Source organism: Citrobacter sp. wls717 (genome assembly GCF_005280955.1).
GTDB lineage: Bacteria > Pseudomonadota > Gammaproteobacteria > Enterobacterales > Enterobacteriaceae > Citrobacter > Citrobacter werkmanii.
Genome location: NZ_SZWW01000001.1, coordinates 294,445 through 308,944, shown reverse-complemented (window position 1 = coordinate 308,944; position 14,500 = coordinate 294,445). Strand labels below are relative to the sequence as shown.

Sequence of the window (14,500 nt, the reverse complement as noted above, 5' to 3'; positions counted from 1 at the left end):
GGTTTAACGTAGCAAATTCACATCCCATAACGCGCTGTCGCTGCTTGATACAGCTATCGCGCCGTGCAACAGCGCCGTCCGGGCATGTTCCTCATTGCAGACAAACCCGGAGGCCACAATCGGCGGCAACACATTACGATCGGCCTGCGGCAGCAACGGCAGCATCTGCGCAGGCATCAGTTGCACATAATCGGGTTCGCTTTGCTCCACGGCTTTCAGGCTGCGTAGCCAGGTAGAGCGGTCGGTGACGAAGATTTTCTGCATGGTGATCAACCCGCATTTTTTCGCGCGCTGTACGGTTTGCAGACGCGTGGAAAGCAACCCCATCGCCCCCGTTTCGGCCACATAATCAATGCCGCCTTTATCCTGGGACAGCCCATTACAACTGTCGATATTCACGATGACGTACTTTCCCGCCTTCGACAGCAGTTCGATCACCGGCTGGAGCTTAATCAGATCGATATTGGCAATGATGCAGACTTCAGCTGTGCTGGACAGTGCGGTTTTCAGTTGCTCAATGCCGTAAATCGCCATGATGACGGGCTGGCGTGCCAGGAGCACGCCAAGGTTTTTTATCATGATTGACCTGCCTGATGTGCGTAAAGCTGAGCGCTTAAGCCCAGCTTGCCCGGGTTAAGGATATTTTGCGGATCCAGCGCTTTTTTAATATCAGCCAGAACCGACAGCGATTCACCTAAAGAAGCCTGCATGTAGGGGGAACGGAGCAGCCCGACGCCATGGTGATGGCTAAGGGAAGTATTGTGTTTAATCAGCACCGCATTTGCCGCGTCCCAGGCCGCACGATACCAGGCCGCACGCTGCTCGACGGGCACATCGCCACGCAGTGAGAAGTAAAGACATGCGCCGTCGACGTAGGCATGGGACTGATGCGCTGACCCCGCCAGCGTGCCCGGTACGGCGTTGATCGCTGCCACCACATCATCATAAACCGCGCTGAGATCGCGCCAACGCCCCACCATTTCCAGCGTATCCGCCACCAGGCCGAGGCTTTTCTTAAAGCCTTCGGCGCTTTTTCCCGTCAGATACCGGGTATCCAGCCAGCGCTCAAAGATAGATTCACCGTCAAGTTCTTCTCCGCTTTGCTGACAAATACGTTCACTGATCGCCAGCACCGCGTCGACAATGTCGGGTTCTCCCTCATCCGCAATCAACAGGACGTTGGTCTCGGGCAGGCCAAACTGCACGCCGCTTTCCAGGTTATCGTACAAGCGCAGTGCCGCTGGATTAGCGCCATGCTGTAAGATTTCGCGACACGCCTCCAGCCCACTAGCGAAGCTGGAAAAACCCCAGGCGATAGCGCGGCCATAATCCGGCAGACGATGTAGCTTCAAACGCACACGTACTATCACGCCCAGCGTACCTTCCGAACCGATAAACATTTGCTGTAAATCAGGTCCGATAGCGCTGCGTGCATAACCGCCAACGGTGATTAAGCGCCCATCGGCCAGCACCACATCCATGCCAAAAACCATATCTTCAATTTTTCCGTAGCGGGTAGAAAGCTGTCCCGCACCGCGACAGGCGACCCAACCGCCGACGGTACTGATCCCAAACGATGACGGCCAGTGCCCCATGGTCATGCCATACTCTTTTTGGATAGTTTTCTCGAAAATATCGCCAAACATGCCGGCTTCTACCTCAACAATCTGGCTTTGTGGGTCAAAATCGAGCAATTTGTTGAGTTCGCAAACGTCGAGCACAATCCCTCCGCGCAGCGGCAATGCGGCTCCGGTAACGTTACTTCGCCCGGCAGAAACTGTAACAGGAATAGCGGATTCACTGGCGAGGCGCATGACGTCCTGAATCTGTTCTACGGTAGAAACGCGTACAATCACGCCTTTTGAGGTGGCAGGCGCGCCCTGGGTTTCCGCAATCATTGAACCGGCCCACCAGTCGCGGGTCCAGGTAATCACATCGGACTCTGACGTCAGCACCTCATCAGCAATCACCCGCAGCCGGTCAAACGTCGCTTCGCTAATCGCAACGGGATCTACCTGCATTCCTCTTGCGCCATTGCTGCTGGTGATCTCTGTTGCCCATGCGGGGCGAGTATGTGCGCCAATGGTATAGTTTCCACGGTTATAACCACGTTTAATCGCTTCTTTACTGATCATTCTGATGTCCCCATAAGCATTGATTTTTCATGTTTAATTGCGGCCTGATAGCTGGCTACCTGTTTTGCCACCTGTTCAGGCTGTAACCGGAGTTCTTGTTGCAGTATTTCCCCAACGCGTTCTGCGGCAATGGCTGACGCATCGCGTGCCATCAGGCGCGCGCGAATTCGACGCGACAGCACATCATCAACGGTGCTGGCAAGCTCATGGCGTACGGCATACACCACTTCCGCTTCGGTGTAGGGAAGCCCTTCCACGATAGGTTTAACCAGCGAGGGATCGGCCTGAATAATGTCACTGACAAAATGCGCTTCAGTGCCATAGCGCTCGCCCAGATGCGCAGACAGGCCGCCAGAGGCCAGAATGGCCTGTGGGTCATAGCCAGCCGCGCCCAGCAAATACGCAGTTTTCGTTGAGCAGGCTTTTTTACGGCCCAGTATTTTGCTGGCCGCATCAATGGTTTCTTCCGCCATGTGGCGCGATGTCGTCAGTTTGCCGCCGACAATGGTAATCAGTCCGTCCGCTGCAACCCTGATCTCATGGTTACGCTTCATCTCAACGGTTTTGCCGCCCGCGGTACCGACAAGCGGGCGGCAACCAGCGATACTTCCCACCACATCTTCCGGGCGCAGATCCGTTTTCAGCGCCGAGTTTGCGCCTTCCAGCAGAAAGTCCAGTTCAGTACGATTGCAGTGAACATCGTTCAAATCGCCCTGATAGTCTTCATCCGTGGTGCCCAGATAGGAGACGTTGCCCCAGCGCGTAATGGTCGCGCGCCGACTGCGTCCGGCCACCGGAATGGTCACCGTGCAATCATTGCGAATTTTCATCCACGGGATGGCGACATGAACCCCCTTCGCCGGACGGATATTCAGCGGCGATGATTCCCCTTTTTTCAGCCCACTCCAGTCACGCAACCAGACACCCGTCGCCATAATGACCACTCGCGCTTTGACCCGGATTTCCCTGCCATCGGCATACACGATGCCCCCATTGACCTTGCCATGCTGGTCGCGTGTGGTTTCGATGACTTCGGCATGATTTGTTACCGTCGCCCCATGAAACGCCGCCGTCCGCACCAGGGCCAGCGTTAACCTGGCGTCATCAACACGGGCATCGAAATACATAAAGCCGCCGGAGAGTTGCTCTTCATTCAGCGTTGGGCAGTGCGATAACACTTCCGCCGGAGTTAATTTTTGGTGAAGAATACCTTCCCTCCATCCCCCGGCGAGATCGTAGGTCCAGAGCAGACTTTCAAACGCAGAGGACATGCGTTTATCAAACACGCCATTCTTATCGAGTACCGGAAATAAAAAGGGCAGCCGCTGCACCAGATGGCGAGCATTGCGGCGCATGCGCTGGCGCTCGAGCAAAGAATGACGTACCAGTCCGAGGTTCCCTTGCTCGATGTAACGCAGGCCGCCGTGCACCATTTTTGATGACTTGGATGACGTCCCCGAGGCAAAATCACTCTTCTCAATTAACGCGACCCGATAGCCGCGCAAGCTGGCATCCAGCGCCGCATAGGCCCCCGTCACTCCGCCGCCGACAATCAGAATGTCGTAGGTTTCGCTTTCCAGTCGGTCCAGTTGCTCAGAACGCTGAATACGCAACGGTTCGGCGCCGTACATATCACTGCGTGTTTTGTTTGGCTTTCGCGAAGGGAAAAACTTCATGAGTCGGCGTGCTCCTGATTAGCGGTAGTGAGGCTGCTGGCGGTTTCCATTTCGAGCGCAATACGCATCTCCCAGCGGTTGATTTTTTGTTCGCGAAGGTCATGACTGATTTTGGGTTCAAACAGACGCGCCGTTTTCAGCGTGGCGCAGGCATCAGACAACGAATCCCACAGCAGCCCATCGGCTCCCGCCAGAAACGCCGCGCCGCGTAAGCTGGCCCTCGCCGTTTCGGCCATCCGCCGTACGGGGATCCCGCTAACATCGGCCTGGATTTGCAATAACGTGTCGCTATTGGACAACCCGCCGCCTACCACCAGCTCTTGCGTTGCGATGCCGGTTGCCGCTTCATTGGCGCGCATACAGGCGGCTACCGAATGCGCAATGCCTTCCAGAATGGCGTAGGCCACCTGCGGACGTGTGGTCGAGATTGAAATACCGTTAAGCGAGGCGCGGGCATGCGGCTGCAAATGAGGAACACGCAGCCCCGTTAATGCTGGAATGAAACTCACGCCGCCAGAATCATTAGCCTGTGCAGCCAGCTCGCTGATTTGCTCGGGTGAGTCGAACCAGCGCAGCTTTTCGCACACCCAGTTCAGGGCCGAACCGGTCGTCGGGACGAATGTTTCTACAGAGAAATGCGAGCGTCCTTTTTGTCGGCGCGCGGTCATGGTGAGCGTACTTTCACAGCTTTTTTTCAATGTCGGCACCGTCGGCCCCATCATTAAATCAACAAAGCTGCCGGTCCCATGCATACACAACGCCTGCCCGCGCTCAGTGCAACCCAGCCCAATAGCCCCCGCAAACTGATCCCCGGCGCAAGCCCGAATCGGGACGCTGATCCCGAGGATATCTTCACGCGTAGAGCCAAAATCATCGGTATCATCGTGCAATTCAGGCAGCAATGACGTCGGGAACTTCAGCGTCTGCAGCCATGGCAAATGGTACTGATGCTCGTTGAGGCAATACGCGCCCGCAGAGGTGGCGTTGGTGGGGGTAGTGACACATTTTTTTTCTTCCGCCAGATGCCAGAGCAACCAACTGTCAACGGTGCCAAAAACCAGGGTTCCAGCCTGGTGCGCCCTCTTCACTGCCGGTGTATTGGCGATATGGTATGACGCCCAGAGGTAAGGTGAACGTATCCCAACCGGTCGTCCAATTACTGGCAGCAGTTTCGCATCCCATTCGGGGGCAAGTCGCGCCAGCTCATCCGTAAAACGCGCATCCTGCCAGACCATCGCAGGCACCAGCGCCTTGCCAGTGATTGCATCCCAGAGCACCGCCGTTGAACGTTGCGTCGCAATCGCCAGCGCCACAATACGCATCTTGCTGTGCTGCGCATTGGCAATCGCTGTACGACACACCGCAATAGTGGCCTGCAAAATTTCATCAGCATCTTGTTCAACAACGCCATGGCGCTGGCTACTGACCTGAAGCGGCTGGTATTCAAGACAGTGGACCTGGCTATTTCGCCCCACCACTGCCGCACGCGTACCTGATGTACCTTCATCAATAGCCAGAATGACATCTTCATATTCAATCATTTCGTACTCCTGTTTGATTCTGGGGCCATCGACTCAGGATAGGGTGAATGGGGTGATTCGAACTGCGGGGCGCCAGGCTCGTTATCCGGCTGAATCGTGGTGCGAGTGGGATCCCATGGGATCACAAAGCAGACGATGCTGGCGAACAACGGCACGGCGGACATGATCAGGAAGGTCGTTTGCAGGCCGTAGAGATCACGGAAAACGGGGAAGATAAACAGACCGAGCGCCGCACCTATTGCCCCGAGCGCACCGACCACGCCATTTGCGCCTGCCCGCAGTTCACTGCGAAAAGAGAGGGATGAAAGGCTTTTCCCGTTTGCACCGGGTCCACCTGAGTGACAAAGAATAAACAACGCGGGGACCAGCAAAGAGGCCCACAGCGGCATACTGTCGCTGAACAGTCCCAGCGTGAGCAGTACGAGAAAAGCCACGGCAAAACCGATCGCCGAAGAGCGGCGCAAGCCCAGACGACGACCGATTGCAGGAGACAAGAAACCGCCAACAATACCAAATACGTTAAAAAATAGTGAACACAAGGTTGCGTACACAAAGTTTTTACCGAACATCGCGGCACTAATAACCGGCAAATACCAGCCGACGCCAAAATACTGGATTGACTGGCAGATCTGAACCGTAGAAGCCAGAATCGTACGCGGTAAATATACGCCACGGAATATTAGCAGTACATTTCTCGCTCCTTTTTCTGCTTGCCCAATGACAGGTTTTTGCTCCGCTTTTGACGCCAGAATAAAATTATCACCGTATATTTTATTCATAGCGATCACAGCATCAGAAAGCCGTGATTTTCTCGCCAACCATACCGGACTTTCTACTAAATAACGGAACTGGAAAAAAAGTACGATGAGTCCACATAACGCTGTCACGGCAATAGAATAACGCCAGATAGCATCCCCAACATCCCAGGAATAAAACATCAGCGCTAATGCCAGATTTAAACAAACCGCAACATACCAGACCCCTTGCCAGGTGTTTAAACGGCTTTTTAGTTTCACTGGCGTGAACTCTGCCAGCATCGCCATGGCCACGGCAAAATCCATCCCGTAAGACACGCCAACAAAGAAGCGGCCCACGATTATGGTGCTGAAACTGGAGGATGACATCACTAACAGCGCACCAATCACCGCCATTATTTTGGCGATTATCAGCGGTGGTACACGTCCCCAGCGATCGGCAATCCAGCCGCCAATGGGATTAAATAATATAGCAACCCACGATGAAAATGAGGTAAGTAACGCAACTTCAGTTGCGCTCAGATTTAAATTGCGGGTCATTGGATTTAATCCAGCACTAAGAGCTGAATTTGAAAAAGCATCAAGGAACAGGCCACCTAATGCCAACCACCAAATAACACCGGCTCTGCCACTGATTTTTCCGCGAGAGTCGATGCAATTGATAACATCATCAACGCCACGGATTTTTATCGGATTTGAGAATGAGCATGCGGACATGGCTTTCCCCTTCATAATATTCGGAAGAAGGTCGCCATTAGCTAAAAAAATGCAATAAGAGACCATCTTAATTTCACAGATAGTCTCTTATCTAAAATCTGTATTTTTCCACTCTAGAAGGTAAGGGAAAGCGTGTCAAAGCGACTTTTTGCCCCATCGTTGATTCTGTGACTTGTAGCACATATGTTAATAAATCATTACAAAAACAGGTCGCCATGAGCCATTTTTCCGTTCTCAGCGGATGGGAGCGCCGCTGTGAGTGTACGTAGTCGATGCGCTGGTGGCTGATTTACGCTGAACGATCGCAGATCTTCCTGTGCAACGTTATTGCAATATTCATCAAAAATGGGTGTTGAATACGAAATTCGCTTTTACTCTAAACTCCACCACCAAAATAAAAGTATTAAAATTCATATAGATAACAGCAAAAACATTTGATATTAATCATTTAAAAAACTTATTTTTCGTTATGTTGATCACATTAACATCAAAAGAATGGTGATCTTAAAATAGGTTTTAAATATTGTGGTCAGGCCGCTAGACCACAATAAGAGGATATATCATGAAAAGAAAAACAATGGGATGGCTTATCGTTTTTCTTCTTTTTATAGTTTACATGCTTAACTATATGGATCGTTCAGCATTGTCGATCACTGCTCCACTCATCGAAAAGGAATTAGGATTCAATGCTGCTGAAATGGGTATGATATTCAGCGCATTCTTTGTTGGTTATGCTCTATTTAACTTTATCGGTGGCTGGGCCAGTGACAGATTTGGCCCCAAAACAGTATTTCTGGTCGCCGCGTTACTCTGGTCATTATTTTGTGGGATGACCAGTCTGGTTACTGGCTTATGGACTATGCTGGCTGTTCGCGTGTTATTCGGCATGGCTGAAGGACCGGTCAGCGCGGCCGGAAATAAAATCATCAATAACTGGATTTCACGCAAGGAATCTGCAACTGCGATTGGTATTTTTAGCGCAGGTTCACCGTTAGGTGGCGCGATTTCTGGTCCGGTAGTTGGCATGCTGGCGCTTTCATTAGGCTGGCGTCCGGCATTCGGTATCATTTTCCTGTTCGGTTTAGTCTGGGTATTACTATGGTATTTCACTGCCAGTGATAAACCTTCAAAAAGTAAACACCTCGCCCCGGAAGAACGTGTCGATTTTGAAAACCATGATGACATCATTTTAGCGGATGACGGTAAAGCGATGCCTTCTCTCGGTTACTACATAAAGCAGCCTATGGTGTGGGCAACGACACTGGCCTTCTTCAGTTATAACTACATACTCTTTTTCTTCCTGACCTGGTTTCCAAGCTATCTTAACCACTCTCTACACCTTGATATTAAAGAAATTAGTATTGCAACCGTCATCCCGTGGGTAATTGGCGCGATCGGTATGGTATTGGGCGGAGTATGTTCTGATTTTATCTATCGCATTACAGGAAATGCCCTACTTTCTCGCCGTCTTATTCTCGGTGTTTGCCTGGCTGGCGCGGCGATCTGTGTGGCGGTTTCAGGAACGGTTACGACTATCGGCAGTGCCGTTGGACTGATGTCAGTCTCGTTATTCCTGCTGTATTTGACTGGACCTATATATTGGGCAGTTATTCAGGATGTCGTGCACAAAGATAAAGTGGGCAGCGTCGGTGGTGCCATGCATGGACTGGCAAATATATCCGGAATTATTGGCCCTCTGGTCACCGGGTTTATTGTCCAGTTTAGCGGTAAATATGATTACGCATTCTATCTGGCTGGGGCTATTGCGATTGTTTCCAGCTGTCTGGTATTCGTATTTGTCAAAAATAAAGGATTAAAAACAAATGAAAGTCAAAGCTGTTTACATCAATAAACCTGGTGAAATTGAAACCCGTTGGGTTGATTATCCGGAAAAGAAAGATAATGAAGTACTAATAAAAGTTGATGCTGCTGGGATATGTGGCTCTGATATTGGTGCATTTCGTGGTACTAACCCATTAGTAACCTATCCACGTATTATTGGACATGAAGTCACAGGCATTGTTATTAAACAAGGCAAGGGCATGCCAGCAAATATTAAAGAAGGTGATCGCGTTATTGTTGATCCTTATATTTATTGTGGTCATTGCTACCCTTGCTCAGTAGGCAGAACAAATTGTTGTGAAAATCTAAAAGTAATTGGTGTGCATATTGATGGCGCAATGCAGGAGGTGGTTGCTCACCCCGCACATTTAATTCACAAAATCCCTGATGATGTCGCCTCAGAGATGGCTCCGCTAGCTGAACCACTGACTATCGCACTGCATGCGCTACATCGCGCCAAACTGACGGCCGGAGAGCATATCGCCATTATTGGTGCCGGTGCGATTGGCCTGATGGCGGCACTGAGCGCATTGCGCTACGGTGCGACACCCATTCTGATCGATATCGTGGACGAACGACTTCAGTACGCAAAATCACTGGGCGTGCCTTACGTCATCAATCCGTCGAACATCCGGGTTATTGAGGCGATCAAAGAGATCACGCAGGGGACGATGGCGCAGGTTGTAGTCGAAGCATCTGGCGCCAACAGTGCAATTCGCGAAACTCTGGATCTTGCGTCATTTGCAGGTCGTATTGCTTTCACCGGCTGGCCAAAACAGGAGACATCGTTACCCACTAACCTGATCACGTTTAAGGAACTGGATCTGCGCGGATCGCGTACCAGTGCAGGTGAATTCGAAGAGGCGTTACAAATGCTGGCCACGCTGAACATTAATCCCGCGGATGTCGTCAGCAAGGTAGTGAATATTGATGATGTGCCTGACGCCGTGAAGGAACTTGATCAATACCCGGAACGCTATCTGAAGATCAATGCGACCTTTCATTAATTTTTCCAGGAGATAAAGCGATGGAACAAACCTGGCGTTGGTATGGCCCAAACGATCCCGTATCGTTGTCCGATGTTCGTCAAGCTGGTGCAACGGGTGTGGTAACTGCGCTGCACCATATTCCAAACGGTGAAGTCTGGTCCGTAGAAGAAATTCTCAAACGCAAAGAGATCGTAGAAAAAGCCGGTCTGGTCTGGTCGGTCGTGGAAAGCGTGCCGATCCATGAAGACATCAAGACCCACACGGGCCAGTACGATCTGTGGATCAAGAATTACCAGCAGACGCTGCGCAATCTCGCCCAATGCGGCATCTTTACTGTGTGCTACAACTTCATGCCGGTTCTGGACTGGACCCGTACCGACCTGGAGTATGTGCTACCCGACGGTTCAAAGGCTCTGCGCTTTGACCAGATTGAGTTTGCCGCATTTGAATTGCATATCCTCAAGCGCCCTGGTGCGGAAGCGGACTACAACGCGGAGGAAATTGCCCAGGCTCACCAGCGTTTTGCGGATATGAGCGAAGAGGACAAAGCCCGGCTGACGCGCAATATCATTGCCGGTCTGCCAGGTGCCGAGGAAGGATATACCCTGGACCAATTCCGTAGCCACCTTGCAACCTATAAAGATATCGACAAAGCGGCCCTACGGGAAAATTTCGCCTGGTTCCTGAAAGCCATTATCCCAGTCGCTGAAGAGGTAGGAGTACGAATGGCGGTTCATCCTGACGATCCACCGCGCCCGATTCTTGGCCTGCCGCGCATCGTTTCTACTATAGAAGATATGCAGTGGATGGTGGATACCGTAAACAGTGCGGCCAACGGCTTTACGATGTGTACCGGATCTTACGGCGTCCGCGCAGACAACGATCTGGTTGAGATGATCAAACAGTTCGGTCCGCGAATTTACTTTACGCACCTGCGTTCCACACAACGCGAAGAGAATCCCAAAACCTTCCATGAGGCAGCGCATCTCTCCGGTGATGTCGATATGTACAGCGTAGTGAAAGCGATAGTCGAAGAAGAACAGCGGCGTAAAGCTGAAGGCAACGCCTCACTTATCCCCATGCGACCCGACCATGGTCATCAAATGCTTGATGACCTGAAAAAGAAAACTAACCCAGGGTATTCCGCTATTGGTCGCCTTAAGGGCCTGGCTGAAGTACGCGGCGTTGAACTGGCTATCCAGCGCGCCTTCTTCAGTCAGTAACCACATTGCCGCATGGTATCCCCGCCATGCGGTTTTCACTTTCAGTCAGCACCAGTCTTTGATAGCGCATTATCAAAGAAGATCATCAATGACAGGAGTTTGTCATGGACAATAATCTCGCCACTGCACAGATTTCCACCCCACGCCCACGCAGGGATCGTTCACGCCTCGTTTCGCGCATCGTGCATCTTGGTTGCGGCGCTTTTCACCGCGCCCATCAGGCACTCTATACACATCATTTGCTGGAAAGCAGTGACAGCGACTGGGGCATATGTGAGGTCAACCTGATGCCCGGAAACGATGCCACACTGATTCAAAACCTGAAGGCGCAGGATCTGCTGTACACCGTTGCCGAACGCGGCGCACAAACGACAGAGCTTAAAATCATTGGCTCGATGAAAGAAGCGCTGCATCCTGAATTTGACGGTTGTGAAGCCATTATCCACGCAATGGCACGTCCAGAAACGGCCATCGTTTCGCTGACCATCACCGAAAAAGGATATTGCACAGATGCCGCCAGCGGCGAGCTGGATCTGAATCATCCGTTTATCCAGCACGACATTGCCCACCCACAGTCCCCCAAATCAGCAATTGGTTATATCGTTGAAGCCCTCGCGCTACGCCGCCAGCAGGGATTGAACGCTTTTACTGTGCTGTCCTGCGATAACGTGCGGGAAAATGGCCACGTCGCAAAAACCGCTGTCCTGGGTTTGGCCGCCGAGCGCGATCCGCACTTGGCTGAGTGGATTGCCGAACAGGCAACGTTCCCATGCACAATGGTAGACCGCATCGTTCCAGCAGCAACAGAAGAGACGTTAGCGCAAATCGCCGAGCAGCTTGGCGTTTACGATCCCTGTGCCATTGCCTGCGAGCCATTCCGCCAGTGGGTTATCGAAGATAACTTTGTTAATGGACGTCCGGACTGGGATCGCGCGGGCGCACAGTTTGTGGAAGATGTGGTGCCGTTTGAAATGATGAAACTGCGTATGCTCAACGGCAGTCACTCATTCCTCGCCTACCTCGGTTATCTGGGCGGCTATGAGACGATTGCCGATACGATGACAAACCCGGCGTATCGCAATGCTGCGCTGGCGTTAATGCTTGACGAACAGGCCCCAACGCTGTCGATGCCTGAAGGTACAGACCTGGCAGGTTATGCGGAATTGCTTATCGCGCGCTTTACTAATCCATCACTGAAGCACCGAACCTGGCAAATTGCGATGGATGGCAGCCAGAAATTACCGCAGCGTTTGCTGGATCCCATTCGGCTGCATCTGGCACGAGGGGAAGATTACCGTCATCTGGCTCTGGGTGTCGCAGCCTGGATGCGCTACGTCAGCGGTGTGGATGAAAAAAACAATCCGATTGATGTGGTGGACCCTCTGGCGGCACGGTATCAGGCGATAAATCAGCAATATCTGTCACCTGAAGAGCGTGTGCGGGCGCTGCTGACAATCGACACCATTTTTGGGACGGATTTGAGCGATAACACAGACTTTATCAAACGCGTAACCGCTGCCTGTCAGCAATTGCACAGCGTAGGAGCACGTGCAGCGGTAGCCGCTCTAAATCATTAAATATTTTACTTCAAAGACCCACGATCTGTCTGACATAAGCCAGATGTTCCAGTGATTTTTGGTAAGCACCGTCAGCATCAGCCTGGCGGATCGCATCCACAATCGCTTTATGCTGAGTATTCATGCTGGTTAATACATCCCGATTGCCGGAACGCTTGTCCAGTCCGGCATACGGGATGTTAACGCGTTGTTCCCACAGCATTCGCGACATATCAAGCAGTACGCGGTTCTGGCTGGCTTCAGATACCGTTAAATGGAACTGCTTATCGAGGGAGTAAAAGCCATGGACATTGTTTTCACTAATGGCTTTTTCCATGCTGAGGTGCAGCGCTTCAAGCTGACTAATAAGTTCATCTTTGCCTGCTTCTGCAGCAAGACGCGCGCAATGACTGTCAACCAACTCTCGCGAATAGAGTATTTCTTCAACCGTATAATCACTGGCGGAATGCTTTTTATCAGTAACAATAACGCCATTACCGGACTGGATGGTGATCCATCCTGAGATCTCCAGCACAATCAGCGCTTCTCTGAGCGAGGCGCGACTCACGCCAAGTTGCTTCGCCAGTTCACGTTCAGGGGGCAAGAAGCTTCCTGGCGGAAAAATACTATCGTTGATGAGCTTAATGATGAGATTGGCTATCTTTTGATAGAGCCGCTCCTGTTTTACCTCAGGAATAACCATGTGCCTCCCGTTCTCTTATCTGTGCGATTTTTAACTGATTATCTTATCATTCCCGGAGTTAAGAAACGCATGCCTGAGTCAGTTCCTTGTAACAGCGGTAAACAAATTCACTCACCAGAGACCAAATCCTGCGCGCACGCCCAGGCGCTCGACCATGCCCACTGGAAGTTGTATCCACCCAGCCAGCCGGTGACGTCCATCACTTCACCAATAAAATAGAGTCCTGGCACTTTACGGGCTTCCATCGTGCGCGATGACAGCTCGTTGGTATCCACGCCGCCCAGCGTGACTTCAGCAGTACGATACCCTTCCGTACCGTTCGGCTGCACCCGCCACTCGGTCAGGGTCTCCACCAGCGTTTGCTGATCGCGCACGTTAAGCTGTTTCAGCGAGACATCCGGGATTTGCCCTAACTGCTGTAAACATTCCACCAGGCGTTTTGGCAACTGCATAGCAAGCGTATTCTTTAAGCTCTGATTAGGGTGGGCGCTGCGTTGTTCATCCAGGAAGCTCGCAAGGTCAACATCCGGCAACAAATTAATGCTGACAAATTCACCTGGCTGCCAAAAACTGGAAATCTGCAGCACGGCCGGACCAGAAAGCCCGCGGTGCGTAAAGAGCAGGTTTTCACGAAATACGGTGCCGTCCTCGGCGGTGATAACGGAGGAAACGGATACGCCAGAGAGCACCTGAAGCTGCTCCAGCAGCGGCTTGTGTAAGGTGAAAGGCACCAGACCTGCGCGCGTCGGCAACACGTTCAGACCGAATTGTTCGGCAATTTTATAGCCAAACGGCGTCGCGCCCAGACCCGGCATCGAAAGACCACCAGAGGCGATAACCAGCTTTTTCGTGCCGACAGTCATGCCGTTCAGCGCCAGGATGAAATCTTCCCCCTCACGCTCAACGCTGAGGACTTCGCTACGTAACCGCATAGTTACGTTACCTTTTTCACACTCGTCCACCAGCATATCGACAATTTGCTGGGCGGAATCGTCGCAGAACAGCTGACCCAACGTTTTTTCGTGCCAGGCGATGCCGTGCTTGCCCACCAGATCGATAAAATCCCACTGCGTATAACGCGCCAGCGCCGATTTGCAAAAATGTGGGTTTTGACTCAAATACGCGGCAGGTTCGACATAAAGGTTGGTAAAGTTGCAGCGTCCCCCGCCAGACATGAGGATCTTGCGTCCCGGCTTTTTACCATTATCAATCAGCAGTACCCGGCTACCTGCTTGTCCTGCCTGCGCGGCACAAAACATACCCGCTGCGCCAGCGCCTATAATAACGGTATCAAACCTTTCCACGTTGCGATCCTCTCTAAAAAGCGGGGGTGAATTGTAAAGATTCCTCAGTGGTCGCACCA

At 51.9% G+C, this 14,500-nt stretch carries 11 protein-coding genes; 4 read left to right on the top strand and 7 right to left on the bottom strand.

The features are described from left to right. Positions 1-3: 3 nt before the first annotated feature. Genes FDX09_RS01440 through FDX09_RS01420 form a run of 5 tightly spaced genes read right to left on the bottom strand, consistent with a single transcriptional unit; the run spans position 4 to position 6,824 of the window. On the bottom strand, positions 4-579 hold the full coding sequence (locus FDX09_RS01440; RefSeq protein ID WP_038635052.1) for a glycerol-3-phosphate responsive antiterminator: 576 nt from the start codon (positions 577-579) through the stop codon (positions 4-6). Next, complete coding sequence (locus FDX09_RS01435; RefSeq protein WP_137346689.1) at positions 576-2,135, bottom strand: FAD-binding oxidoreductase; 1,560 nt, start codon at positions 2,133-2,135, stop codon at positions 576-578. The genes FDX09_RS01440 and FDX09_RS01435 overlap by 4 nt, the downstream gene beginning before the upstream one ends. Then, positions 2,132-3,811 (bottom strand): glycerol-3-phosphate dehydrogenase/oxidase, encoded by a 1,680-nt coding sequence (locus FDX09_RS01430; RefSeq protein WP_137346688.1) that lies wholly within the window; start codon positions 3,809-3,811, stop codon positions 2,132-2,134. The genes FDX09_RS01435 and FDX09_RS01430 overlap by 4 nt, the downstream gene beginning before the upstream one ends. After that, complete coding sequence (locus FDX09_RS01425; protein ID WP_137346687.1) at positions 3,808-5,352, bottom strand: FGGY family carbohydrate kinase; 1,545 nt, start codon at positions 5,350-5,352, stop codon at positions 3,808-3,810. Before FDX09_RS01425 ends, FDX09_RS01430 begins: the two co-directional genes overlap by 4 nt. After that, positions 5,349-6,824, bottom strand: a complete 1,476-nt coding sequence (locus FDX09_RS01420) for an MFS transporter (protein ID WP_137346686.1) — start codon at positions 6,822-6,824, stop codon at positions 5,349-5,351. Before FDX09_RS01420 ends, FDX09_RS01425 begins: the two co-directional genes overlap by 4 nt. A gap of 562 nt (positions 6,825-7,386) precedes the next feature. Here FDX09_RS01420 and FDX09_RS01415 point away from each other — a divergent pair. The 4 genes from FDX09_RS01415 to FDX09_RS01400 all read left to right on the top strand — a co-directional run bounded on the left by FDX09_RS01415 (position 7,387) and on the right by FDX09_RS01400 (position 12,455). Continuing rightward, positions 7,387-8,676, top strand: a complete 1,290-nt coding sequence (locus FDX09_RS01415; RefSeq protein ID WP_121529665.1) for an MFS transporter — start codon at positions 7,387-7,389, stop codon at positions 8,674-8,676. Next, complete coding sequence (locus FDX09_RS01410) at positions 8,648-9,673, top strand: alcohol dehydrogenase catalytic domain-containing protein (protein ID WP_085049043.1); 1,026 nt, start codon at positions 8,648-8,650, stop codon at positions 9,671-9,673. Before FDX09_RS01415 ends, FDX09_RS01410 begins: the two co-directional genes overlap by 29 nt. A 20-nt stretch (positions 9,674-9,693) precedes the next feature. Continuing rightward, positions 9,694-10,878 carry a mannonate dehydratase gene (gene uxuA, locus FDX09_RS01405; protein ID WP_038635071.1) on the top strand — a complete coding sequence of 395 codons (1,185 nt, stop codon included), beginning with the start codon at positions 9,694-9,696 and terminating at the stop codon, positions 10,876-10,878. A gap of 104 nt (positions 10,879-10,982) precedes the next feature. After that, complete coding sequence (locus FDX09_RS01400; RefSeq protein WP_137346685.1) at positions 10,983-12,455, top strand: fructuronate reductase; 1,473 nt, start codon at positions 10,983-10,985, stop codon at positions 12,453-12,455. 10 nt (positions 12,456-12,465) lie between these two features. Here the strand turns inward: FDX09_RS01400 and FDX09_RS01395 are convergent, their stop codons facing one another. Together FDX09_RS01395 and FDX09_RS01390 are read right to left on the bottom strand one after the other, a co-directional pair. Beyond that, positions 12,466-13,137, bottom strand: a complete 672-nt coding sequence (locus FDX09_RS01395) for a FadR/GntR family transcriptional regulator (protein WP_069323761.1) — start codon at positions 13,135-13,137, stop codon at positions 12,466-12,468. Between the two features lie 107 nt (positions 13,138-13,244). Next, positions 13,245-14,441 (bottom strand): NAD(P)/FAD-dependent oxidoreductase, encoded by a 1,197-nt coding sequence (locus FDX09_RS01390; RefSeq protein WP_137346684.1) that lies wholly within the window; start codon positions 14,439-14,441, stop codon positions 13,245-13,247. Positions 14,442-14,500: the final 59 nt, after the last annotated feature.